Origin of the sequence: Propylenella binzhouense, from assembly GCF_009866965.1 — a bacterium.
GTDB classification, from domain to species: domain Bacteria; phylum Pseudomonadota; class Alphaproteobacteria; order Rhizobiales; family Afifellaceae; genus Propylenella; species Propylenella binzhouense.
In genome coordinates this window covers 16,135-36,734 of record NZ_SPKJ01000022.1, presented here as the reverse complement: position 1 = coordinate 36,734, position 20,600 = coordinate 16,135, and the positions used below count along the sequence as shown (strand labels likewise).

Genomic DNA, 20,600 nt, shown 5'->3' with positions numbered 1-20,600 from the left:
GATCTGCTCCGGCAGGTTTCTCGAGCTGGTCGAGCGCGAACTAGGATTGCGGTCGCGCGACCGCAAGCGAAGCGCTCCGGCCGGCGACGCGGCATTCCGTTACAGGAAGCGGCCCGGAGAGACAACGAATGCCGGGACGGCACGCGCGGCGGCGGAAGGGACTCCGCCCGGATTGCGGCGATCTCACCGCGACCCCGGTGCGCCCGGGGACCCCTGCTTGAAAGCTGCCGGCCCGGCGCGGCCGCAAAGAGAAGGCGGGCAGGATTTCCTGCCCGCCCACTCGCCGGTCGAACGGCGCGTGGCGCCGCTACTGGATGATCCGGACGACCTTGCGCGTGCCGGGATCGACCAGCACCCGCTTGTTGTTCACCACCGCGTACTGGTACTGGTAATTCGGTACCGGCTTCAGGACGACGGTGTCGGGCAGCGCCTCTCCGACGGCGACGGTGCCCTGTATCTCCACCGTGTCGGCCGGCTGCTCGACCACGTATTGACGCACCTCCGGCGGCGGCGGATCGATCGCGGTGCCTGCCGCGGCGCCCGCGACGCCGCCGACGACGGCACCGACGGGACCGCCGACCGCCGCACCGACCGCCGCACCGCCGGCAGCGCCCGCTGCGGTGCCTTCCTGCGCGAATGCGGCAGGCGAGGCCAAAGTGGCGGTCATCGTCGCGGCAACAAGAATCCTGAGCATGATCTCCTCCTGTCGTGCGATGCCCCCGAAACGCCTCGCACCGGCATGGGTTCCGAACCCTTTTCCTTGCAGGAACAACGACTTGGGAATCGTTCGGGAGGCTCTCTGCGCCGATCCCGGTCCGGTACCGCCCGGGAGGCCGGATCCGGGCCGCGGCTACGCCGCCCGGAATGTCCCGTCCGCTCCACGTGATGCTTCGGAACCGGAGCCGGTGTCACCGCCCGGCAACAAGCCGGGGCGCACATGCTCCAACTCCGCCCGCAGATGTGCGGATTCGGTTTGCGCACGGCGTCTTCGGCGCTATCAGTTCAACACGTCTTGGGGATCCCACCTATGAAACTCGTCCGCCTGCTCCTGGCCGGTACCAGCCTGGTCGCTCTGTCGGGCATGGCCGCCGCGGCCGACCTCTACGCGCAGCCGGACATGGCCGCCGCGTCGGACCGCCTCGCCTGCTATGTCGGCGCTTTCGGGGAAGGCATCGTCAGCCACCCCGAAGCCTATTACAACAACGTGTTCGGCGACTACGACATGTTCGGCGGCCGGATCGGCGGCGCCGCCGGCTGCGACTACGTCTTCGCGAGCGGATGGTTCGTCGGCGCCGAGGCGACGGCCGCCTATGGCTGGCTCGATGGCGACCTCGGCAACACCCTTTCCGGCGAGCTTCCCTTCGAAGGCATAGTCCGCGCGCGAATCGGCACCATGATGAGCCCCGAGGTGGCGGCCTATATTGCCGGCGGCTTCGCCGCCGCGCACTGGAAGGCCGGCAACGACGTCGACGCGAGCGATTCGATGTGGGTCGTCGGCGGACAGGCGGCGATCGGCCTCGAATATCATTTCGGGCCGCATTGGCGGGCGCGGGCGGAATACGCCTACAGCTATTACGGCCGCGAGAATTCCGGGTTCGGCGCGGGCATTCCGCTCGTGAAGACCGAGATCTCCTCGCACGCTTTGCGGCTCGGCCTTCTCTACGGCTTCTAGCGCTCGCCGCCGCGCCAGCTGCCGTAGCGCCAGGGCAGGTACCAGCGCGCCGCGGGAGGCGGCCGGTCGGGCACGGGATCGAAGCCGTAGGAGCCGAGCGGGCGGCAGCGCGACAGGCGCGCGAGCCCCATCCATCCGCCGGCCCACAATCCATGCCGGGCGATCGCCTCTTCCGTGAATTCCGAGCAGGTCGGCAGATGCCGGCAGGTCCGCCCGGCGATCGAGGAAAGCGTGAGCCGGTAGGCGCGGATCGCCAGGCGCGCGGCGAGCGCCGGGAAACCGAGCGGGCTCGGATGCATTCTGCTCACGGTCGCGGTCCGGTCCGGCAATGTCTGACGAGATCCTGAAAATCGTGCGTGCGGTCGCCTTCGCGGCGGAGCGGCATGGCCTCCAGAAGCGGAAGGGCGAGCGCGGCCTGCCCTATTTCACCCATCTCGCCGAGGTTGCCGCCCTCGTCGCTGCGGCAGGGCCGGAGGCGATCCCGGCGGCGGAACTCCCGGCCGCGGATCTCCTCGCGGCGGCCTATCTCCACGATGTCGTCGAGGACGGCCATGCGACAGCCGGCGAGGTCGAAACGCTCTTCGGGCGGAACGTCGCCGCGCTCGTCGGGGAGCTTACCGACGACGCGACGCTGCCGGACGAGGTCCGCAGGGAGCGGCAGGTCGATCACATCGCCGGCGCAAGCCGCGCAGCGCGCCTCCTGAAGCTCGCCGACAAGACCAGCAACATCCACGGCATCGCCGAGGACCCGCCCGCCGACTGGCCGCCGGCGAAGCTGCGCGCCTATGTCGAATGGGGCGTGCGGGTGGTGGACGCCGGCTGCCGCGGCATTGCGCCGGAACTCGAGCATCGCTTCGACGCCGCCGTCCGTGAGGCGCTTGCGCGCGCCGGGGACTAGGCGGCCGCCTCCTCCCGCTTGCGCTCCGCCTGTCCGACCGCGTCGACCACGGCGTCGAAGGTGAGGAGGGTCGAGGCGTGGCGCGCCTTGTAGTCCCGCACCGGCTCCAGATATCTGAGCTCCTCGAAGCGGCCCGTGGGGGCCGGCCCGCCCTCCTTCAGCATCCTGTACATGGCCGCGCGCACCTCCCGAAGCTCCTCCGGGGTCGCACCGATCACGTGCCGCGCCATGACCGAGGACGATGCCTGCCCGAGCGCGCAGGCCTTCACGTCGTGGGCGAAATCGGAGACGCGGCCGTCCTCGAGCTTCACGTCGACCGTCACGGTCGAGCCGCACAGGCGGGAATGGGCGCGCGCCGAGCCGTCCGGATCGGAAAGCCGGCCGATCCGCGGGATGTTGCCGGCAAGTTCCAGGATCTTCGTGTTGTAGATGTCGTCGAGCATGAGACCGTCCCGGAGCGTGGCGCCCGGCTTTAAAGGAGCCGGGGCGAAACCCTATATAGTGTCCGCCGGCTTGCCGATGCTATGGGTCACAAGCGGTCGTCGCCGAAGGAGCATTTGGATGGGTGCCGTCATCAACAAGCTTCCCCTCGACCGGGGTTCGAACGTGCAGGCGAGGCCGACCCGCGAGGAAGCCGAGGCGGCGGTGCGCACCCTGATCGCCTGGGCCGGCGACGATCCGTCCCGGGAAGGGCTGGTCGACACGCCGCGCCGCGTCGTCCGCGCCTTCGAGGAGCTCTATTCCGGCTATCGGCACGATCCGCGCGAGGTGCTCGCCCGGCGCTTCACGGATGTCGGGGGATACGAGGAGATGGTGCTCATCCGCGACATCCCCTTCACCTCCCATTGCGAGCACCACATGGTGCCCTTCATGGGCAAGGCGCATATCGCCTATTATCCGGTCGACGGCGTGGTGGGGCTCTCCAAGCTCGCGCGGCTCGTCGACATGTATGCGCGGCGGCTGCAGACCCAGGAGACCATGACCGCGCAGATTGCGACCGCGCTCGAGACCTATCTCGGCTCGCGCGGGGTGGCCGTCATGCTCGAGGCGGAGCATCTCTGCATGTCGATCCGTGGCATCCAGAAGGCCGGCGCCTCGACCATGACCTCCCGCTTCACCGGAATCTTCCGCGAGGATACGGCGGAGCGCGAGAAGTTCCTCAATCTCGTCCGGCCGACGAGCCGCTGACCGGCAGCGCGATGGAGCAGACGGCGCATCCGGATTCGATCGAGGAGACGGCGACCTTCAGCCCGCGCTTCGACGAGCACGGGCTCGTTCCCGCGATCGTGGTCGACGGAGCGAGCGGCTCGGTCGTCATGATGGCCTGGATGAACGCGGAGGCCCTGCAGAAGACGCTCGAGACGGGCTTCGCCCATTATTGGAGCCGGTCGCGGCGCACGCTCTGGAAGAAGGGCGAAACTTCGGGCGCCCTTCAGGAGGTGCTGGAGCTCCGGACCGATTGCGACCAGGACACGCTCGTTCTGACCGTCAGGATCGCACGGCCGGAAGATACCTGCCACACCGGCAGGCCCAGCTGCTTCTACCGCAAGGTGCCGCTCGGCGCGGGACCGCTCAGCCGCGACCTCGTCTTCGACACGTGACCGCGGCCGCTTCACGCGGTCGCGATATATTCCCGGATCTGCTCGGCTTCCTTCTCGACGTCTTCGATCCGCCGCTTCACGACGTCGCCGATCGAGACGAGCCCGGCCAGCCTGTTCTTCTCGATCACCGGCACGTGGCGGAACCGCCCGGTCGTCATCACCTGCATGACGTGGCCGATGCTGTCCTCGGGCGTGCAGGTCACGACATGGGCGGTCATGCAGTCCCCGGCCGTCTTCGACAGCGCCTCCTCGCCGTGAACCGAGATCGCCCTCGCGATGTCACGCTCCGAAAGGATGCCCCGGATCGACTCTCCCTCGGTGATGAGCACAGCACCGATGTTCTTCTGATGAAGCAGCTTGGCGACGTCGATCAGTTTCATTGCCGGTGTCGTGGTGACGACGTCCCGGCCCTTTTCGTTCAGGATCCGCAGGACAGTCATGCTTCAGCTCCCGTTCGCGCCCGCACCGCCGCGCGGCCGATGGAGGAAGTGTAGCCGCAGCGGGCCGAAATGCTAGCGCTCGGCGCGCGCGACGGGATCGAGGAGCGGGAAGAGGACGAGGCCGGCGAGAAAGCCGCCGATATGGGCCTGCCAGGCGATCGCCCCCTCGACCCCGGGAATGAGCGAACCCTGCACGCCGAAGAGCAGGTTGACCCCGAACCACATCAGCACGAAGAACGCCGTCCTGCCGTTCGCGAGAAGGCGTCGGATCGGCGGCGCCGGCACGAAATAGGCGGCGGCGCGCGACCCGCCGCCGAGCGGTCCGCCCTCGACGAAGGCGAACCGCGCGGTCGCCGCGGTCATGCCCGAGACGGCGGCCGAGGCCCCGATCATCGGCACGGCCTCGCTCGGGAAGACGACATAGTGCGCGAGCGCGCCGGCGGCCGACGACAGGGCCGAAAGAAGGAGGAAGCGCCGGGTGCCGAGCCGCCGCGCGGCCGGCGTGCCGAAGCCGGCCATCCAGAAGAGGTTCACCGCGAGGTGCACGAAGTCGCCGTGCAGGAAGGCATAGGTGATGGGCGTCCAAAAGAGCGCGCCGACCCCGCCCGGCCATGCGGCGGGCGCGACATAGCGCGCCGGCACGAAGGCGAACTCGACGATCAGGCGGAAGTCGAGATCCGCGCCGACGGCCATCCGGAGGACGTGGACCGCGACCATGATCCCGCCGAGGGCCACGATCGCCGGCGGCAGGTTGAAGACGGGCTCGCGATCCGGCATGCCGCTTCTCTGCCCGCCCCGGCCCCGCTTCTCAAGCTCAAATCCATCGGGGCGCGCCGCCGCCCTCCCCGCTCCCCGGCCGCCGCCCCGCGAGGCGAGACCGCGGCGTGCCGTCCGAATGGTTCGGCGCGCCGGGCTCGCGGGGCAGATGGCACCCCGGATGCAGAGTTCTTCTTCGAACATGCTTACCGGGATCGAAACGGGACAGCCGGGGCGCGGCTGCTCAGGAATGAGACATCCGACCTCCGTTCTGCTGTACCAATACTGGATTCGGCTGTGGGCCTCCGAGGGCATGCCGCGCCGGCTGGCGGTCGAGCCCTTCGCGCTCGGAGCCGCCATCGTCGACGTCTTCCTGGTCGACCTCGATCCTGCCGCCGCGGGCACCTTCCGCTTCTGCGGGTCGGCCGTCGGGATGCGCTTCGGCCGGGATCTCGCGGGCGAATGCCTCCTGAGGCTCTGGCGCGGAGACGACCGCGCCGCCTTTGCAAAGCAATTGTCCGCCATGCGGCGCGAGCCGCTCGGATGCCTGGCGAGCGCCGTCGGCGAGACGGCGGCGGGCGGCGCGGTGATCCTCGAATGGATCCTGTTGCCGCTTCGCGGCGGCGGCTTCAACGACCGCGCCATCGGCGCCGTGGCGCGGATCGGCGGCCATGACGGGCGGCACCTGCCTGGGGCCCGCGTCGCCGCCCAGTCGCTCCGTTCGATCCGCTCGCTCCGGCCGCCGCGCGGCGGCGGGAACGCCGGAAAACAGGCCGCCTCGTCGGAGCGGCCCGGGGATTCCGGGGGGCGCCCGCCGCGGGAGCGGCCAAACCTCGTGCTCGTTCAAGGTGGTAAATGAATCTTCGCGCCACTTACCGCCTGTTAACGCGGTGGGAATAGTTTTGCGGCCGCCGATGACGGTCGCGATATGATGGCAGAAGGTCAGATCATGCCCGCGATGGAAGCCGTTCAGCTCGATATTGCACCGACCGAAGACCGGCGGATGCATCAGCGCGTCAAGCTGAGCCTTCTCGGGCGCTGCATGTTCGAGGACCGCCGCGAATGCCCGTGCCAGCTCGTGGACATCTCGCCCGGGGGCGCGGCCTTCATCAGTCCCTTCTGCGGTGAGAAGGGGCAGCGGGTGGTGGCCTATATCGACCAGATCGGCCGTCTCGAAGGGGTGATCGTGCGGGTGACCGGCAACGGCTTCGCCATGACGATCAACGCCTCCCCGCGCAAGCGCGACAAGCTCGCCGACATTCTGACCTGGCTCGCCAACCGCCACGTGCTGAACCTCGCGGAAGACCGGCGCCATGCGCGGCGCGTCCCCCGCCGGACCGAATCCGTGATGGAGCTGCCCGACGGCGAGAAGGTGCCGGTGCAGGTGATCGACATGTCGCTCTCCGGCGCGGCGCTCTGCACCGATGCCCGCCCGCCGCGCGGCACGGTCGTGCGCCTCGGCAGGCTCGGTGCGCGGGTCGTCCGCCATTTCGACGACGGGATCGCCATCGAGTTCATGCGCGTGATGTCCGACGCCGTCATCGAGAAGACGATCGAGAAAGACTTCTTTTAGATTCCGATCTCGGTAACTAAGCCGATTGAGCCTTTCTTAGACCGGATCAACAATCCATTTCCCGAGAGCTGCAGAATCGCGGCTCCCGCTTAGCCGCGCCGAAATCCGAAGATGCTAGCCTCCTTTGCAATAAAGGAGGCGAAAAATGTTTGGGGGCTTTGTCAAACTCGCCTGCTGGGCGGCGCTGCTGACGGGAATTGCGGCCGGCCCTGCCGGTGCCGTTTCGGTATCCAAGGAGATGACCGTCGGCGGCCGCGCATCCGCCCCGGTCGGCTATGTCGCGTTCTGCCGGGCCTATCCGGCCCAGTGCCTCGCCTATGGCAAGCCGGCCGAGATTCCGCTGACGAGCGTCCGGCTGCGGGAACTCGAGGACGTGAATATCAGCGTCAACCGCGCGATCGCGCCGCGGACCGATGCCGAGCTCTATCATGTCGAGGAGTACTGGACGCTGCCCTTCGCGCAAGGGGACTGCGAGGATTACGTCCTCCTCAAGCGGAAGGAGCTCATCGAGCGGGGCTGGCCGTCGGGCGCGCTGCTGATCACCGTCGTGTTCGACGAGGCGGGCGGCGGCCACGCCGTGCTCGTCGCCCGCACCGGCGCCGGCGATCTCGTGCTCGACAACAAGGTCGACGAGATCAGGCCCTGGTACGTGACCCCCTATGTCTACGTGAAGCGGCAGTCGGTGGTCGACCCGAACGCCTGGGTGTCGATCGGCGATCCGCGCTGGCCGGTGCCGGTCACCGCAGCGCCGCGCTAGCCCGGCCTCTCCCCGCGTCAGGCCGACAGGAGCACGCTCAGGAAGAAGATGCCGGCGCAGGTGCTCCACATCGCCGAAACGACGAGACCGACGAGCACCGGCGCGACCGACATCTCCCGGGTCCGAAGCCCCCGCAGGACGAGACGCGCGACGATGAAGGGCCCGCCGAAGATGCTGATCACGACGGCCGTCAGATTGCCGAACACCGAGTTCGCGCCGATGCGGAAGTTCGCCGGCTCCGACGTGACGAGCTGGTAGAAGCTCGAGACCGCGCCGGCCAGCGCGAAGCCCATGGCCATGCAGAACACGAATACCTGCAGGTCCGGCATCCGACCCTCCGTTAACATTCTGTTAACGAGGCCGAACTTAGCCGTGCCCGCTTTCCTGCGCAAGCCGGGCCGTGTGTGGCAGGCCGGGCCTTCCGTGCGGCACCACCCCTCCTCATGTCGTCGTCGCCGGACCTGATCCGGCGATCCAGGAGCCGGCAGCGGCGCGCCAGGCGCGCCGGCTGTCCTCCCGCCGGTTTCGGCGCCTTCCACCTCAGCGCCCGCCGGAGCTAGGCGACCGGGTCCCCTCTCGGCTAAGAGCGGGGCATGAAGCCGCTACTCCTCAGCTGGCAGTTCTGGGCGATCCTCTCGGCCATGTTCGCGGCGCTCACCGCGATCTTCGCGAAGATCGGCGTCGCCGGGGTCAATGCCGACTTCGCGACCTTCGTGCGCACGATCGTGATCCTCCTCGCCCTCGGCGCGATCCTCGCCGGAACCGGCCAATGGCAGCCCTTCGCATCGGTCTCCGGGCGGAGTTACGCCTTCCTCGTGCTTTCGGGCCTTGCCACCGGCGGCTCGTGGATCTGCTACTTCCGCGCCCTGAAGCTCGGCGACGCCGCGCGCGTCGCGCCCCTCGACAAGATGAGCGTGGTCCTGGTCGCCGTCTTCGGCGTCCTCTTTCTCGGGGAGCGCCTGACGCTGCCGAACTGGATCGGAATCGCCCTGATCGCGGCCGGCGCGATCCTCGTCGCCCACAAAGCCTGACGGGTCAGGGGGGCTGAGGGGTCAGGCCGTGGCCGGCCGCGTCGCGCTCGCGACCGCCCGGTAGGGCAGGAGCGCCACCGCCATCATCAGGAGCTTCACGAAGAAATCGCCGAGCGCCCAGGACACCCAGCGCGGCGCCTCGGCCGGCAGGATGCCGAAGAGCGGGGCCGGCTCGACCGCGAAGGTGTCGCTCGCGGCGATGAAGGCGAAGGCCGGCGCGAAGGCGAGCGAAAAGAAGATGAGCGTGTCGAGCGCCGAGCCGAAAAGGCTCGAGACCGCCGGCGCCTTCCACCAGGATTGCCGCCGAAGCCGGTTGAACACCGAGACGTCGAGAAGCTGCGCGGCGAGAAAGGCAGAGCCGGAGGCGAGCGCGATCCGCGGCGTGGAGAGCGCGACCGACAGCACGACGGCAGTCGCGAACCCGGCAAAGACCACGCGCCGTGCCGCGCCCGGACCGAGATTGCGGTTCGTCAGATCGACGACGAGGAAGGACACCGGATAGGTGAACGCGCCGAAGGTCAGGATATCGGCGAGGTTCAGCCGCCCGATCGACGCGGCGACCGGATACTGGACGAGCACGTTCGACGCGACCACCACCGCCGTCATGGCGGCGATGGCGAGCCAGAAACCTCTGCCGAATCCTTTCGGCCCGCGGGGCATCGGCGCGTCAGGCCGCCGGCGCGGCCGCCTCGGCCTGCTTCTTCACGAGTTCGCGGCGGATGAGGCGCGCCTTCGGCGAGAGCTCCTCGTCCCGCGCCTTGAGAAGGAACGCATCGAGCCCGCCGCGATGCTCCACGCTCCTCAGCGCCGCCGCCGTGATGCGCAGGCGCACCTTGCGGTTCAACGAGTCGCTCACCAGCGTCACGTTGCAGAGATTGGGCAGGAAGCGCCGGCGCGATTTGTTGTTCGCGTGGCTCACATTGTTGCCTGTCAGCACGGCCTTGCCGGTCAGTTCGCAGCGGCGCGCCATGGTAAGCCTCTTCGTTCTCTCGGGGTCCGGCAAATGGCTGATGCGCCTCGCGCGGGGTGCACGGAAGCGCCGGCCGAACCGATCTGTTTCCGGAATTGGCTTCGTATAGTGATGCGCTCCGCGGAGGTCAAGGATCTGTCCCCTCGCGCGCCGCACGCGACGCCGTCCCTGCACCGCGCAACACCGTCCGTGCAGCGCGCAACACCGTCCGCGCACCGCGCAACACCGTCCGTGCACCGCGCGACACCGCCCGTGCAGCGCGCAACACCGCCCGAGCAGACGGACGCGGTCATCCCCCGAGCGGTGCCGACGCGAAACCTGCAACCCCGCCTCGCGGATGCTTCGCCCCGCACAAGGCTGCCGCCGGCCGACCCCTTCCTCACGCATATTCCACGTGCACGACGCCCGGGACCGCCTTCACGGCCCCCGCGACCTGCGGCGTCACCCGGTACTGGCCGGGCAGCCTGATCTCCACCTCCCGCCCGGCGCGGTCGAGCAGGAGGACGAGCGACACGGTCGACTCGCCCGGCGCATCGAGCCTGCTCGCAACCCGGTCGAGCGGCTCGGGCGTATCGACGAAGACGCGAATCTGCCGGCTCCGGCTCGCGGCGACATCCTCCAGCGAATCGATGCCGAGGATCCGCGCCCGGATCTCCTCCGTCTCTGCGTCGAAATCGGCGCCGATCTGGAGGAGCAGCGATTGCCCCGGCTCGAGCCGGTCGCGCCATTCGAAGAGGCGCTCCTGGTAGACCACCGCCTCGAACTGGCCGGTCGGATCGGAAAGCGTCACGATGCCGATCCGGTTTCCCGACTTCGTCCGGCGCTCCTGCCGCTGGACCACGGTCGCCGCGATGAGCGCGGTGAGCGAGCGCAGGCTTCGCACCTGTTCCGCGAAGGCGAGCCACGTCAGGCCGCCCCGTGCCGCCACCATGGCGCCGTATTCGTCGAGCGGATGCGCCGAGAGGTAGGCGCCGGTCGCCGCGAACTCGCGCTGGAGCCGCTCGGCCGGGGTCCAGTCGGGCTCGTCCACGAGATGGATCGGCTGCGGCCCGCCGGACCCGCCGAATAGGTCGGCGACCCCGCTCGCCGTGCGCGCCGCCTTCTCCTGCGCCGCCGCGAGAATCCGGCCGATATTCGCGAACACCTTCGCCCGGTTCGGCTCCATCCGGTCGAACGCGCCGGCCTGGACGAGGCATTCGAGCGAGCGCCGGTTGGCCTGCCGGGGGTCGATCCGGTCGGCGAAGTCCGCAAGGCTCGCAAACGGCCTGCCGTCCCGGACCGCCACGATATGGTCGATCACCTGCGTCCCGACACCCTTCAGCGCGGCAAGCGCATAGACGATCCTGCCGCCGCGGGCGTCGAAGGCGGAACCGGAACTGTTCACGTCCGGCGGCACCACCTCGATCCCGAGCCGGCGCGCCTCAAGCCGGAATTCGTTGAGCTTGTCCGTGTTTCCCATGTCGAGCGTCATGGAGGCGGCCAGGAACTCGACCGGGAAGTTCGCCTTCAGATAGGCGGTCTGGTAGGAGACCAGCGCATAGGCGGCGGCGTGCGACTTGTTGAAGCCGTAGCTTGCGAATTTCGCCACGAGGTCGAAGATCGCCACGGCATCGGCCCTGCCAATGCCGCGCTCCACGGCACCGTCGACGAAGCGGGCCCGCTGGGCGTCCATCTCCTCCTTGATCTTCTTGCCCATCGCCCGCCGCAGGAGGTCCGCCTCGCCCAGCGAATAGCCGGAAAGCGCCTGCGCGATCTGCATCACCTGCTCCTGGTAGATGATGACGCCGTAGGTCTCCTCCAGGATCGGCCTCAGCATCGGGTGCAGGTAGTCCGGCTCCTCCTCACCATGCTTGCGGCGGTTGTAGGTCGGGATGTTGTCCATCGGGCCCGGGCGGTAGAGCGCGACGAGGGCGATGATGTCCTCGAAGCGGTCCGCCTTCATCCCGGCCAAAGCACGCCGCATGCCCTGGCTTTCCACCTGGAAGACGCCGACGGTCTCGCCATGCGCGAGCATCTCGTACGTCTTGGCATCGTCGAGCGGAATCGCCGAAAGATCGATCCGCCGCCCCGACCGCTCGATGAGCTCGACCGCCTTCTGGAGCACGGTCAGGGTCTTGAGGCCGAGAAAGTCGAACTTCACCAGGCCGGCCTGCTCGACCCATTTCATGTTGAACTGGGTGACCGGCAGCGGCGAACGCGGATCGCGATAGAGCGGCACGAGCTCGTCGAGCGCCCGCTCCCCGATCACCAGCCCGGCCGCATGCGTGGAGGCATGCCGGTAGAGCCCTTCGAGCTTCATCGCCGTGGCGAGCAGCCGGTCGACGACCGGCTCGGCCTCGCGCGCCTCGGCGAAGCGCGGCTCGCCCGCCACGGCATCGGCGAGCGAAACCGGGTTGGCAGGGTCGGCCGGCACCATCTTGCAGAGGCGGTCGACCTGGCCGTAGGGCATTTCGAGCACGCGCCCGACATCGCGGAGCGCCGCGCGCGCCTGCAGCGTCCCGAACGTGATGATCTGGGCCACGCGGTCCGCGCCGTAGCGCTTCTGGACATAGGCGATCACCTCGTCCCGCCGCTCCTGGCAGAAGTCGATGTCGAAATCCGGCATCGAGACGCGTTCCGGATTGAGGAACCGCTCGAAGAGGAGCGCGAAGCGCAACGGGTCGAGGTCGGTGATGGTGAGCGACCAGGCCACCAGCGAGCCGGCGCCCGAGCCGCGGCCGGGCCCGACCGGAATGCCCTGCTCCTTCGCCCATTTGATGAAGTCGGAAACGATCAGAAAATAGCCCGGATAGCGCATGCGCTCGATGATGCCGAGCTCGAACTCCAGGCGCTCCTCGTAGTCCTTCCGGGTGCGGCCGGGCGCGAGCCCGTGAAAGCCGAGCCGCGCCTCCAGCCCGGCGACGGCCTGGCGGCGGAGCTCCGCCGCCTCCTCCCGCGCCGCCTCGTCCGGGTCCTCCGCAGTCGCCGCGAAGCGCGGCAGGATCGGCTGGACCACGAGCGGGCGCGCCCGGCACCTGATCGCGATCTCGACGGTGCTGGCAAGCGCCTCCGGCACGTCCGCAAAGCGCTCGACCATCGCCGCGCGGGCAGCGAAATGGTGCTCGGGCGTCAGCCTGCGGCGGTCGTCCTGCGAGAGCAGCCGCCCCTCCGCGATGGCGAGCAGCGCATCGTGCGCCTCGTGGTCCGCCGCCGCCGGGAAGAACGGCTCGTTGGTGGCGACGAGCGGGCAGTCCATCGCATAGGCGAGCGCGACGACGCCGCCCTCCCCCTGCCGCTCGACGGCCATACCGTGCCGCTCGAGCGCGACATAGAGCCGGTCGCCGAAGATCGCCCGCAGCCGCGCGAGCCGCGCCTCGGCCCGCCCGCCATCGCCGCGGGCCAGGAGCGGATAGAGCGGCCCGTCATGGCCGCCCGTCAGCGCGACCAGCCCCGGCGCGGCCGCCTCCAGGAGCGGCAGCTCGAGCGGCAACGCCCGTCCGAGCTCGTTCAGGTAGTACCGGCTCACGAGCTTCACGAGCGAGCGGTAGCCGTCCTCGTCGGCGGCGAGCAGGAAGACCGGGGCATGGTGCTGGACCCGTTCGCCGCCGCCGCGCGCGCCCGCCCCCGGATCCTCCGGCTCGAACCGGACCGGCAGCTTGCAGCCGATCAAAGGCTGGATGCCGGCCTTCGCGGCCTTCTGCGAAAATTCGAGCGCGCCGAAGAGGTTGGCCGTGTCGGTCACGCCCACGGCCGGCATGCCGTCGGCGACCGCCAGGTCGATGAGCTTGCCGATCGGCAGCGCGCCCTCGAGCAGCGAATAGGCCGAATGGCAATTGAGGTGAATGAAATCCGGGCCGCCGTCCATCGTCTCCTCCGCCGGGCCCAAGTCTGTCGCGTCGGCAGCCTTCCTCGTAAAGGCCGCCGGGGACTTATCCACTCACATGCCGGACACGACGCCGCAGAGCCAGCCGGCAACGCTCGTCATGAGCACGGTGACGAGCATCAGGCTGACGGTCTCGCGCAGGACAAACATCTCATTTCTCCCCCTGTTTGTTCTCATCATGTTCTCATGCGCATGACGAGTCAAGGGCAGAAGCGGATCAGCCGATCTCGGTCGGAACGACGGCGCCGTCGGACAGCGTGATGGCCCGGTCCATGCGGGCCGCGAGCGCGAGATTGTGCGTCGCGATGAGCGCGGCGAGGCCCGATTCGCGCACCAGGCCGAGAAGCGCGGCGAAGACATGGGCCGAAGTGCGCGGGTCGAGATTGCCGGTCGGCTCGTCGGCGAGAAGGAGCCGCGGCGCGTTGGCGACGGCGCGCGCGATCGCCACGCGCTGCTGCTCGCCGCCCGAAAGTTCCGCCGGCCGGTGCTCGGCGCGATGGTCGACGCGGAGATAGGAGAGCAGCTCGCGGCCGCGGCGCTCGGCCTCGCGGCGGCCGAGGCCCGCGATCATCTGCGGCACGACGACGTTCTCGAGCGCCGAGAATTCCGGCAGCAGGTGGTGGAACTGGTAGACGAAGCCGATCTCGCGCCGCCGCATCGCGGTGCGGCCCTGGTCGTCGAGCCGGATGGTGGATCGCCCGCCGACGACGACGTCGCCGCCGTCCGGGCGCTCGAGCAGCCCCGCCACGTGGAGGAGGGTCGACTTGCCGGCTCCCGAGGGGGCGACCAGCGCGACGATCTCCCCGGGCCGGACGGCGAGGCTCGCCTGCTGCAGCACCACGAGCGGCCCCTCCCCCGTGCGGTAGACGCGCTGCACATTGTCGAGCAGGAGCACGGGCTTCGGGAGGCCCTCCCGCAGCGGCTTCATCTCGGGGGCGGATTCGAGCTCGGTCACGCCGGTCATTCGTAGCGCAATGCCTCGACCGGATCGAGCCGCGCGGCCCGCCACGACGGATAGGCCGTGGCGAGGAAGGAGAGCGCCAGCGCCATCAGCACGATGGCCGTGGTTTCGGTGCCGTCCATGTCCGCGGGCAGCCGGCTCAGGAAATAGAGGTCGGGCGAGAACACTTCCGTGCGGCTGATCCAGGAGATGAATTCGCGGATCGATTCGATGTTCAGGCAGACCACCACCCCGAGCACGAGCCCGGCGAGGGTGCCGACCACGCCGATGCTCGCGCCGGTTATGAAGAAGATCCGCATGATCGCGCCCCGCGTTGCGCCCATCGTCCGCAGGATCGCGATATCCCTGCCCTTGTCCTTCACCAGCATCGTCATGCCGGAGATGATGTTGAGCGCGGCGACGAGCACGATCAGCATCAGGATCAGGAACATCACGTTCCGTTCCACTTCGAGCGCCGAGAAGAAGGTGACGTTGCGCTGCCGCCAGTCCGTCGCGAAGACGGGCCGCCCGGCAGCCGCCTCGATCACCGGACGCATCTCGCCGATCCGGTCGGGATCCCGCACATAGACCTCGATCGCGCCGACCTGATCGGGCTGGTTGAAGTAGGCCTGCGCCTCGTCGAGCGGCATGAAGACGAAGGTCGCGTCATATTCGGACATGCCGATCTCGAAGGTGGCGACGATCGGATAGGACTTCACCCGCGGGGCGACCCCCATCGGGGTGATGGCGCCGCGCGGGCTGATCAGGGTGATGCTGTCGCCGGTCCGCAGCCCGAGCGACTGGGCGAGGCGCGCGCCGACCGCAACGCCGTGGGCGGTGTCGAAATTCGCGATCGAGCCGCCGTCCTGGATCGTATCGGCGACCTTCGGCAGGCGCTCGAGATCCGCGCCGCGCACCCCGCGCACCAGCACGCCGGAGCCGCCGCCGGCCTGTCCGGAGGCGAGCGCCTGCCCCTCCACCAGCGGCACCACGTTCCTGACGCCCGCGACGGCGGCGATGCGGCGCGCCACGGCATCGTAGTCCGTGAAGGGCGTGTCGACCGGCTGCAGGATGAGATGGCCGTTTATCCCGAGAATCTTGTCGAGCAGCTCGTTGCGGAAGCCGTTCATGACGGCCATCACGATCACCAGCGTCGCCACCCCGAGCATGATGCCCGCAAAGGAGAACCCGGCGATGACCGAGATGAAGGCCTGCCGCCGCCGCGGCCGGAGGTAGCGCAGCGCGAGCAGCCACTCGAACGGCGCGAAGAGGCCGGTGTCGCCGGTCTCCCGGCCGCCCGGGCGGAGCCTATCGCGCCCGGCCCTGAACCAGGCGTGCAAGCGCGGCATCCAGGCCGAGGGCCTGGCGTTCTCCGGTGGCACGGCGCTTGATCTCCACTTCACCCTTTGCAGCCCCCTTCGGACCCACGATCACCTGCCAGGGCAGGCCGATCAGGTCCATGGTCGCGAACTTCGCCCCGGCCCGCTGGTCGAGATCGTCCTGGAGTACCTCGAGCCCGGCCCCTTCGAGCCGCGATGCGAGCCCGTCGACGACCTCGTCGGTCACCGCGTCGCCGGGTTTCAGGTTCACCAGTCCGACATCGAACGGCGCCACGCTGTCCGGCCAGATGATTCCGGCATCATCGTGGCTCGCCTCGATGATCGCGGCGACGAGGCGCGAGACGCCGATCCCGTAGGAGCCCATGTGAACCGGCCGCTCCTGCCCGTCCGGCCCGGTCACCCGCGCCCGCATCGGATCGGAATATTTCGTGCCGAAATAGAAGATGTGCCCGATCTCGATGCCGCGCGCGGACATCCGCCGCTCCTCCGGCAGGGCGGAGAACGCCGCCTCGTCGTGCATCTCGTCGGTCGCGGCGTAGGGCTCCGTCCAGGCGGAGACGATCGGGGAAAGGTCCGAGCGGAAGTCGGTGTCGGCGGCCGGGATCGGCAGTTCGAGCAGCGAGCGGTCGCAGAAGACCGCGCTCTCGCCGGTCTCGGCGAGGATGATGAATTCGTGGCTGAGGTCGCCGCCGATCGGCCCGGTATCGGCCCGCATCGGGATCGCCTTCAGCCCGAGCCGGTCGAAGGTGCGCAGATAGGCCACGAACATGCGGTTGTAGGCGGCGCGCGCGCCCTCCGCGTCGACGTCGAAGGAATAGGCGTCCTTCATCAGGAATTCGCGGCCGCGCATCACGCCGAAGCGCGGCCGCACCTCGTCGCGGAACTTCCACTGGATGTGGTAGAGGTTGAGCGGCAGGTCGCGGTAGGAGCGCACGTAGGAGCGGAAGATCTCCGTGATCATCTCCTCGTTGGTCGGGCCGTAGAGCATGTCGCGCTCGTGGCGGTCCCGGATCCGCAGCATCTCCTTGCCGTAATCGTCGTAGCGCCCGCTTTCGCGCCAGAGGTCGGCCGACTGGATGGTCGGCATCAGGCATTCGATCGCGCCGGAGCGATCCTGCTCCTCGCGCACGATCGCCTCGATCTTCTTCAGGACGCGCACGCCGAGCGGCAGCCAGGCATAGATCCCCGCCGCCTCCTGGCGCAGCATTCCCGCGCGCAGCATCAGCCGGTGCGAGACGATCTCGGCCTCTTTCGGGTTCTCTTTCAGGATAGGCAGGAAATAGCGGGACAGCAGCATGGCGAGTCATCGTTGGAGGTACCGGACACAAGCCCATCGCATTACCGATAGCAAGAGCCGGCTCGCCGGTGTCCCGGGCGACTGCCTGATCCCGCGCCGCTCCGTGCAAAAAAAGGCGGCACCCGATCAGTAAACCTAGTGACAGGCGGATTTCGATTCGCTATGGTCCCCTGCATCAAATAAGGGTGTCGGAGATACCCGAGTACCTCGCGGTCCAAGTCTTGGGAGGGGTCATCGAGGCAGCGTGAAGATGCGCTGAGAAGATGGCAGGTAATCGCGAAGTCCTCGAGCAAGGCTGGGCCTTGCTCTTTCTTTTTGTCGCAGCCCTTCATCGGAACAGACAGGGACGTCAGACCATGATGTCCTCGAACGTGACGCCGTAGACGGCGATCGCCACATAGATGGCGGCGAACAGGACTGCCGCGATCAGCGTGGTGGCAAGCAGCTTCCGGCCCATGAAATGGCGCGTGGGCGCGCCGTGCTCCGTGCCGAGCGTCACGTCGCCGGATTCCGCCTGGCTCTTCACGCCGAACGGCAGCACCGCAAAGAGCACCAGCCACCAGATGATGAAGTAGATCGCGACCGAACTGACGAGGCCCACGGTTCAGACCTCCTCCAGCTCGATCAGCGTTCCGGCGAAATCCTTCGGGTGCAGGAAGAGCACCGGCCTGCCATGGGCGCCGGTCTTCGGTTCGCCGTCGCCGAGCACGCGCGCGCCGGCGGAGGTCAGCCGGTCGCGCGCCGCCCGGATATCCGCGACCTCGTAGCACATGTGGTGCATGCCCCCGGCCGGCGAGCGCTCCAGGAAGGCGGCGATCGGCGAGGAGGGCCCGAGCGGCTCGAGAAGCTCGACCTTGGTGTTGGGCAGCCGCACGAAGACCACGCTCACCCCGTGCTCGGGAAGCCGCTGCGGCTCGGAGACGTCGGCGCCGAGCGTATCCCGGTAGATGCGGACGGCGGCCGCGAGATCCGGCACGGCGAGCGCGACATGGTTGAGACGTCCGAGCATCTGGCCTCCGCTCAGTCGGCCACGTGGGTGACGTGGACGATCGTCGCCGGCTTCTTGCCCCAGGCGGCGCTGATCGCGGACCGGACCGCGCGGCGCACCGCCTCGCGGACGAGGCCGGCATCCCGCCGCCGCGGCTGCGGCAGGGAATCGAGCGCTTCGTCGGCCGCGTCAAGCGCGATCTCCAGCATCGGTTCGCCGTCGCGGTCGGCCGCCGGAATGCCGACGAGCGCGGCGGTCGGATCCTCCAGCACCACGCCGCTCTCCGAAAGGACGACGGCAACCGACACCACCCCCGCGAAGGCGAGCCGCTTGCGGTCGCCCACACCCGCCGCCTCGGAGCCCACCACCAGCCGGCCGTCGCGGTAGAGCCGGCCGGAAGCGATCCGCTCCAGCCGCTCCGGATCGCCCGGGCCGAGCTTCGTCACGTCGCCGTTGCGCACCTCGAGGACCCTTGCGGCCGTGATCGAGCGCGCGAACCTGGCATGCTCGTGGAGATGAAGCGCCTCGCCGTGAACCGGAATGACGATGTCCGGCTTCGTCAGGTCGTAGAGCTGGCGAAGCTCGTCGCGCCGCGGATGCCCCGAGGTGTGGACGAGCGCCAGCCGATCGGTGATCACCTCCGCGCCGAGATCGATGAGCGCGTTGATGATGTTGTTGACCGCCTTCTCGTTGCCCGGGATGGTCCGCGACGAGAAGATCACGCGGTCGCCCTGGGCGAGCGCCACCGCGCGATGGTCCTTGGTCGCGATCCGGGCGAGCGCGGCGCGCGGCTCGCCCTGGCTCCCGGTCATCAGCGCGAGCACCTTGTTGCGCGGCAGATATCCGTAGGCATCCTGGTCGTGGAATTCCGGAAGACCGTCGAGATAGCCGAGTTCGCGCGCCACCTCGACCGCCCGGCGGATCGCCCGCCCGACCACCACAACGTCCCGCCCCGCCCGCTGCGCCGCCTCGGCGACGGCGCGGATCCGCGCGACATTGCTCGAGAAGGTGGTCACGATCACCCGCTGCGGCGCCTCCATGATGAGCCGCTCCAGCGAATGCGCCACCTCGCCCTCGCTCGGGCTGATGCCGTCGCGGACCGCGTTGGTGGAATCGCAGACGAGCGCGCGCACGCCCTCCCGGCCGAGTTCCGCGAGGCGGTCCTCGTCGGTCGGCGCCCCTGCCCCCGGCGCGGGATCGAGCTTCCAGTCGCCGGTGTGAAGGACGACGCCATAGGGCGTCCGGATGGCGACGGCGTTCGGCTCGGGGATCGAATGCGCCACCCGCACGAACTCGACGTCGAAGCGCCCCACCATCAGGCGTTCGCCCTGCTGCACCGTCTGGACCGGGATTTTCGGCGCGCCTGGCTCCTCGGCAAGCTTCGCCGCCAGCAGGCCGGCCGCGAACGGCGTCATGTAGACCGGCGCCTGCAGCCGCGGCCAGAGGTCCTGGAGCGCGCCGAAATGATCCTCGTGCGCATGCGTGATGACGATGCCGTCGATCCTGTCCTTGCGATCGGTCAGGAACTTGATGTCCGGCAGGATGCCGTCGATCCCGGGCAGATCCTCGGTCGAGAACGACACGCCCATGTCGACCACCAGCCAGCGACGCTCCCGCGGCGGGCCATATCCATAGGCGGCGAGATTCATGCCGATCTCGCCGACCCCGCCGAGCGGCAGGAAAACGAAAGCGTCGGCCTCAGCCATGCGGTGCGAACTCCTGCTGGTCCGATCCAAAGAAGACGTCGCCCGCCGAGATGCGGCGCTCGCCGCCTTCGGTGACGAGGCGCAGGTAGCCGGCCTCGTCGAGGCCCATGAAGCGGCCGACGAGCGTCTCGCGCGGCAGCCGCACCGTGATCGTCTCGCCGAAACTTGCCGCAGCCGCGTTCCAGCGCCTGCGCTGGTCCTGGAATCCCCGCCCTTCGTCCCAGGCCGCCAGCTCGCGCGCCATCTCGCCGGCGAGGGCATCGAAAAGCAGGTCCGGATCGACGGTCACGCCTGACGCCGCCAGGCTGGTCGCCGGGTAGCGGGTCTCGGTCGGCGCATGTCGGCAATTGACGCCGATCCCGACGACGATCGCCGTGCCGCGCTCGCCGAGAGAGCGGGATTCGGCAAGAATGCCCGCGACCTTCCGACCGCCGAGCAGGAGGTCGTTCGGCCACTTGATCGCAAGACCCGCGGCGAGCGTGTCGGGGAGGACGCGCAGCACGGCGCCGTAGGCAGCGAGTGCCGCCACCGTCGGAAGCTGGACGAGGATCGGCAGCGGGATCTGCCGGACGAGCCCGAGCGAGGCATAGAGATTGCCGGGCTCGGAGACCCAGGTCGAACCGAGCCGCCCCCGGCCGCTCTCCTGCCGCGCCGCCGTCACCCAGAAGGGGTGCGGCTCTCCGGCGAGGAGCCGCCGCATGGCTTCGTCGTTCGTCGAGCCGATCCGCTCCAGGATTATGCGGCGAACGCCTTCCGTCGGCTTCATCCC

The 20,600-nt window shown here is 69.0% G+C and carries 24 protein-coding genes; 8 read left to right on the top strand and 16 right to left on the bottom strand.

Going from position 1 to position 20,600, the window contains the following annotated elements:
* Positions 1-307: 307 nt before the first annotated feature.
* A complete protein-coding gene (locus tag E4O86_RS08960) occupies positions 308-694 on the bottom strand; it encodes a DUF1236 domain-containing protein (RefSeq protein WP_205520792.1) in 387 nt (128 codons plus the stop codon).
* A gap of 333 nt (positions 695-1,027) precedes the next feature.
* On the opposite strand from E4O86_RS08960, the gene E4O86_RS08955 reads away from it, so the two are divergent.
* Complete coding sequence (locus tag E4O86_RS08955) at positions 1,028-1,672, top strand: outer membrane protein (protein WP_161140190.1); 645 nt, start codon at positions 1,028-1,030, stop codon at positions 1,670-1,672.
* On the opposite strand, the gene yidD is transcribed toward E4O86_RS08955, so the two are convergent.
* Positions 1,669-1,971, bottom strand: a complete 303-nt coding sequence (gene yidD, locus E4O86_RS08950) for a membrane protein insertion efficiency factor YidD (RefSeq protein WP_161140210.1) — start codon at positions 1,969-1,971, stop codon at positions 1,669-1,671. The two genes, E4O86_RS08955 and yidD, sit on opposite strands and share 4 nt — an antisense overlap.
* A gap of 29 nt (positions 1,972-2,000) precedes the next feature.
* Between yidD and E4O86_RS23530 the strand changes: the two genes are divergently transcribed.
* Complete coding sequence (locus E4O86_RS23530) at positions 2,001-2,570, top strand: HD domain-containing protein (protein WP_161140189.1); 570 nt, start codon at positions 2,001-2,003, stop codon at positions 2,568-2,570.
* On the opposite strand, the gene E4O86_RS08940 is transcribed toward E4O86_RS23530, so the two are convergent.
* The gene (locus E4O86_RS08940) at positions 2,567-3,013 is read right to left on the bottom strand and encodes an iron-sulfur cluster assembly scaffold protein (RefSeq protein ID WP_161140188.1); all 447 of its coding nucleotides are present in this window, start codon (positions 3,011-3,013) and stop codon (positions 2,567-2,569) included. The two genes, E4O86_RS23530 and E4O86_RS08940, sit on opposite strands and share 4 nt — an antisense overlap.
* A 118-nt stretch (positions 3,014-3,131) precedes the next feature.
* On the opposite strand from E4O86_RS08940, the gene folE reads away from it, so the two are divergent.
* Both folE and hisI read left to right on the top strand, forming a co-directional pair.
* Positions 3,132-3,758 carry a GTP cyclohydrolase I FolE gene (gene folE / locus E4O86_RS08935; protein ID WP_161140187.1) on the top strand — a complete coding sequence of 209 codons (627 nt, stop codon included), beginning with the start codon at positions 3,132-3,134 and terminating at the stop codon, positions 3,756-3,758.
* 11 nt (positions 3,759-3,769) lie between these two features.
* Positions 3,770-4,171, top strand: a complete 402-nt coding sequence (gene hisI / locus E4O86_RS08930) for a phosphoribosyl-AMP cyclohydrolase (RefSeq protein WP_161140186.1) — start codon at positions 3,770-3,772, stop codon at positions 4,169-4,171.
* 11 nt (positions 4,172-4,182) lie between these two features.
* On the opposite strand, the gene E4O86_RS08925 is transcribed toward hisI, so the two are convergent.
* Positions 4,183-4,611: a CBS domain-containing protein gene (locus tag E4O86_RS08925; protein WP_161140185.1), complete on the bottom strand. Its 429-nt coding sequence runs from the start codon at positions 4,609-4,611 to the stop codon at positions 4,183-4,185.
* Positions 4,612-4,683: 72 nt separating this feature from the next.
* Complete coding sequence (locus tag E4O86_RS08920) at positions 4,684-5,388, bottom strand: rhomboid family intramembrane serine protease (protein ID WP_161140184.1); 705 nt, start codon at positions 5,386-5,388, stop codon at positions 4,684-4,686.
* Positions 5,389-5,617: 229 nt separating this feature from the next.
* Here E4O86_RS08920 and E4O86_RS08915 point away from each other — a divergent pair, with 229 nt between their 5' ends.
* The 3 genes from E4O86_RS08915 (at position 5,618) to E4O86_RS08905 (ending at position 7,697) form a co-directional block, all read left to right on the top strand.
* The gene (locus E4O86_RS08915; protein WP_161140183.1) at positions 5,618-6,226 is read left to right on the top strand and encodes a PAS domain-containing protein; all 609 of its coding nucleotides are present in this window, start codon (positions 5,618-5,620) and stop codon (positions 6,224-6,226) included.
* Positions 6,227-6,325: 99 nt separating this feature from the next.
* Positions 6,326-6,940: a PilZ domain-containing protein gene (locus E4O86_RS08910; protein ID WP_161140209.1), complete on the top strand. Its 615-nt coding sequence runs from the start codon at positions 6,326-6,328 to the stop codon at positions 6,938-6,940.
* 145 nt (positions 6,941-7,085) lie between these two features.
* Positions 7,086-7,697, top strand: coding sequence for a transglutaminase-like cysteine peptidase (locus E4O86_RS08905; RefSeq protein ID WP_161140182.1), 612 nt, complete (start codon positions 7,086-7,088; stop codon positions 7,695-7,697).
* Between the two features lie 17 nt (positions 7,698-7,714).
* Here E4O86_RS08905 and E4O86_RS08900 read toward each other — a convergent pair whose 3' ends face one another.
* Positions 7,715-8,026: a DUF6949 family protein gene (locus tag E4O86_RS08900; protein WP_161140181.1), complete on the bottom strand. Its 312-nt coding sequence runs from the start codon at positions 8,024-8,026 to the stop codon at positions 7,715-7,717.
* A 264-nt stretch (positions 8,027-8,290) separates the two neighbouring features.
* Here E4O86_RS08900 and E4O86_RS08895 point away from each other — a divergent pair, with 264 nt between their 5' ends.
* On the top strand, positions 8,291-8,728 hold the full coding sequence (locus tag E4O86_RS08895) for an EamA family transporter (protein WP_161140180.1): 438 nt from the start codon (positions 8,291-8,293) through the stop codon (positions 8,726-8,728).
* A gap of 21 nt (positions 8,729-8,749) precedes the next feature.
* Here E4O86_RS08895 and E4O86_RS08890 read toward each other — a convergent pair whose 3' ends face one another.
* From E4O86_RS08890 to E4O86_RS08845, 10 genes are all read right to left on the bottom strand, one after another.
* Positions 8,750-9,388 (bottom strand): VUT family protein, encoded by a 639-nt coding sequence (locus E4O86_RS08890; protein ID WP_161140179.1) that lies wholly within the window; start codon positions 9,386-9,388, stop codon positions 8,750-8,752.
* A gap of 7 nt (positions 9,389-9,395) precedes the next feature.
* Positions 9,396-9,698 carry a 50S ribosomal protein L28 gene (gene rpmB, locus E4O86_RS08885; protein WP_161140178.1) on the bottom strand — a complete coding sequence of 101 codons (303 nt, stop codon included), beginning with the start codon at positions 9,696-9,698 and terminating at the stop codon, positions 9,396-9,398.
* A 379-nt stretch (positions 9,699-10,077) separates the two neighbouring features.
* Positions 10,078-13,542, bottom strand: coding sequence for a DNA polymerase III subunit alpha (gene dnaE / locus E4O86_RS08880; RefSeq protein WP_161140177.1), 3,465 nt, complete (start codon positions 13,540-13,542; stop codon positions 10,078-10,080).
* Between the two features lie 235 nt (positions 13,543-13,777).
* A complete protein-coding gene (locus E4O86_RS08875) occupies positions 13,778-14,488 on the bottom strand; it encodes an ABC transporter ATP-binding protein (protein ID WP_246206309.1) in 711 nt (236 codons plus the stop codon).
* 32 nt (positions 14,489-14,520) lie between these two features.
* Positions 14,521-15,750 carry a lipoprotein-releasing ABC transporter permease subunit gene (locus tag E4O86_RS08870; protein ID WP_246206308.1) on the bottom strand — a complete coding sequence of 410 codons (1,230 nt, stop codon included), beginning with the start codon at positions 15,748-15,750 and terminating at the stop codon, positions 14,521-14,523.
* Positions 15,751-15,808: 58 nt separating this feature from the next.
* Positions 15,809-17,137 carry a proline--tRNA ligase gene (gene proS, locus E4O86_RS08865; RefSeq protein WP_161140175.1) on the bottom strand — a complete coding sequence of 443 codons (1,329 nt, stop codon included), beginning with the start codon at positions 17,135-17,137 and terminating at the stop codon, positions 15,809-15,811.
* Positions 17,138-17,486: 349 nt separating this feature from the next.
* On the bottom strand, positions 17,487-17,738 hold the full coding sequence (locus tag E4O86_RS08860; protein WP_161140174.1) for a DUF1467 family protein: 252 nt from the start codon (positions 17,736-17,738) through the stop codon (positions 17,487-17,489).
* Between the two features lie 3 nt (positions 17,739-17,741).
* On the bottom strand, positions 17,742-18,146 hold the full coding sequence (gene mce / locus E4O86_RS08855; RefSeq protein ID WP_161140173.1) for a methylmalonyl-CoA epimerase: 405 nt from the start codon (positions 18,144-18,146) through the stop codon (positions 17,742-17,744).
* Positions 18,147-18,157: 11 nt separating this feature from the next.
* Positions 18,158-19,831 (bottom strand): ribonuclease J, encoded by a 1,674-nt coding sequence (locus E4O86_RS08850; RefSeq protein WP_161140172.1) that lies wholly within the window; start codon positions 19,829-19,831, stop codon positions 18,158-18,160.
* Positions 19,824-20,597, bottom strand: a complete 774-nt coding sequence (locus tag E4O86_RS08845; RefSeq protein ID WP_161140171.1) for a biotin--[acetyl-CoA-carboxylase] ligase — start codon at positions 20,595-20,597, stop codon at positions 19,824-19,826. Before E4O86_RS08845 ends, E4O86_RS08850 begins: the two co-directional genes overlap by 8 nt.
* Positions 20,598-20,600: the final 3 nt, after the last annotated feature.

What these genes read in the sequence shown, in the direction of transcription:
- mce (WP_161140173.1), bottom strand. Translation starts at nt 18,146, where the DNA reads ATGCTCGGACGTCTCAACCATGTCGCGCTCGCCGTGCCGGATCTCGCG.
- E4O86_RS08890 (WP_161140179.1), bottom strand. Translation starts at nt 9,388, where the DNA reads ATGCCCCGCGGGCCGAAAGGATTCGGCAGAGGTTTCTGGCTCGCCATC.
- E4O86_RS23530 (WP_161140189.1), top strand. Translation starts at nt 2,001, where the DNA reads ATGTCTGACGAGATCCTGAAAATCGTGCGTGCGGTCGCCTTCGCGGCG.
- E4O86_RS08905 (WP_161140182.1), top strand. Translation starts at nt 7,086, where the DNA reads ATGTTTGGGGGCTTTGTCAAACTCGCCTGCTGGGCGGCGCTGCTGACG.
- E4O86_RS08925 (WP_161140185.1), bottom strand. Translation starts at nt 4,611, where the DNA reads ATGACTGTCCTGCGGATCCTGAACGAAAAGGGCCGGGACGTCGTCACC.
- E4O86_RS08900 (WP_161140181.1), bottom strand. Translation starts at nt 8,026, where the DNA reads ATGCCGGACCTGCAGGTATTCGTGTTCTGCATGGCCATGGGCTTCGCG.
- yidD (WP_161140210.1), bottom strand. Translation starts at nt 1,971, where the DNA reads ATGCATCCGAGCCCGCTCGGTTTCCCGGCGCTCGCCGCGCGCCTGGCG.
- E4O86_RS08920 (WP_161140184.1), bottom strand. Translation starts at nt 5,388, where the DNA reads ATGCCGGATCGCGAGCCCGTCTTCAACCTGCCGCCGGCGATCGTGGCC.
- rpmB (WP_161140178.1), bottom strand. Translation starts at nt 9,698, where the DNA reads ATGGCGCGCCGCTGCGAACTGACCGGCAAGGCCGTGCTGACAGGCAAC.
- E4O86_RS08895 (WP_161140180.1), top strand. Translation starts at nt 8,291, where the DNA reads ATGAAGCCGCTACTCCTCAGCTGGCAGTTCTGGGCGATCCTCTCGGCC.
- E4O86_RS08915 (WP_161140183.1), top strand. Translation starts at nt 5,618, where the DNA reads ATGAGACATCCGACCTCCGTTCTGCTGTACCAATACTGGATTCGGCTG.
- E4O86_RS08850 (WP_161140172.1), bottom strand. Translation starts at nt 19,831, where the DNA reads ATGGCTGAGGCCGACGCTTTCGTTTTCCTGCCGCTCGGCGGGGTCGGC.
- hisI (WP_161140186.1), top strand. Translation starts at nt 3,770, where the DNA reads ATGGAGCAGACGGCGCATCCGGATTCGATCGAGGAGACGGCGACCTTC.
- proS (WP_161140175.1), bottom strand. Translation starts at nt 17,137, where the DNA reads ATGCTGCTGTCCCGCTATTTCCTGCCTATCCTGAAAGAGAACCCGAAA.
- E4O86_RS08960 (WP_205520792.1), bottom strand. Translation starts at nt 694, where the DNA reads ATGCTCAGGATTCTTGTTGCCGCGACGATGACCGCCACTTTGGCCTCG.
- E4O86_RS08955 (WP_161140190.1), top strand. Translation starts at nt 1,028, where the DNA reads ATGAAACTCGTCCGCCTGCTCCTGGCCGGTACCAGCCTGGTCGCTCTG.
- E4O86_RS08875 (WP_246206309.1), bottom strand. Translation starts at nt 14,488, where the DNA reads ATGAAGCCGCTGCGGGAGGGCCTCCCGAAGCCCGTGCTCCTGCTCGAC.
- folE (WP_161140187.1), top strand. Translation starts at nt 3,132, where the DNA reads ATGGGTGCCGTCATCAACAAGCTTCCCCTCGACCGGGGTTCGAACGTG.
- dnaE (WP_161140177.1), bottom strand. Translation starts at nt 13,542, where the DNA reads ATGGACGGCGGCCCGGATTTCATTCACCTCAATTGCCATTCGGCCTAT.
- E4O86_RS08940 (WP_161140188.1), bottom strand. Translation starts at nt 3,013, where the DNA reads ATGCTCGACGACATCTACAACACGAAGATCCTGGAACTTGCCGGCAAC.
- E4O86_RS08910 (WP_161140209.1), top strand. Translation starts at nt 6,326, where the DNA reads ATGGAAGCCGTTCAGCTCGATATTGCACCGACCGAAGACCGGCGGATG.
- E4O86_RS08845 (WP_161140171.1), bottom strand. Translation starts at nt 20,597, where the DNA reads ATGAAGCCGACGGAAGGCGTTCGCCGCATAATCCTGGAGCGGATCGGC.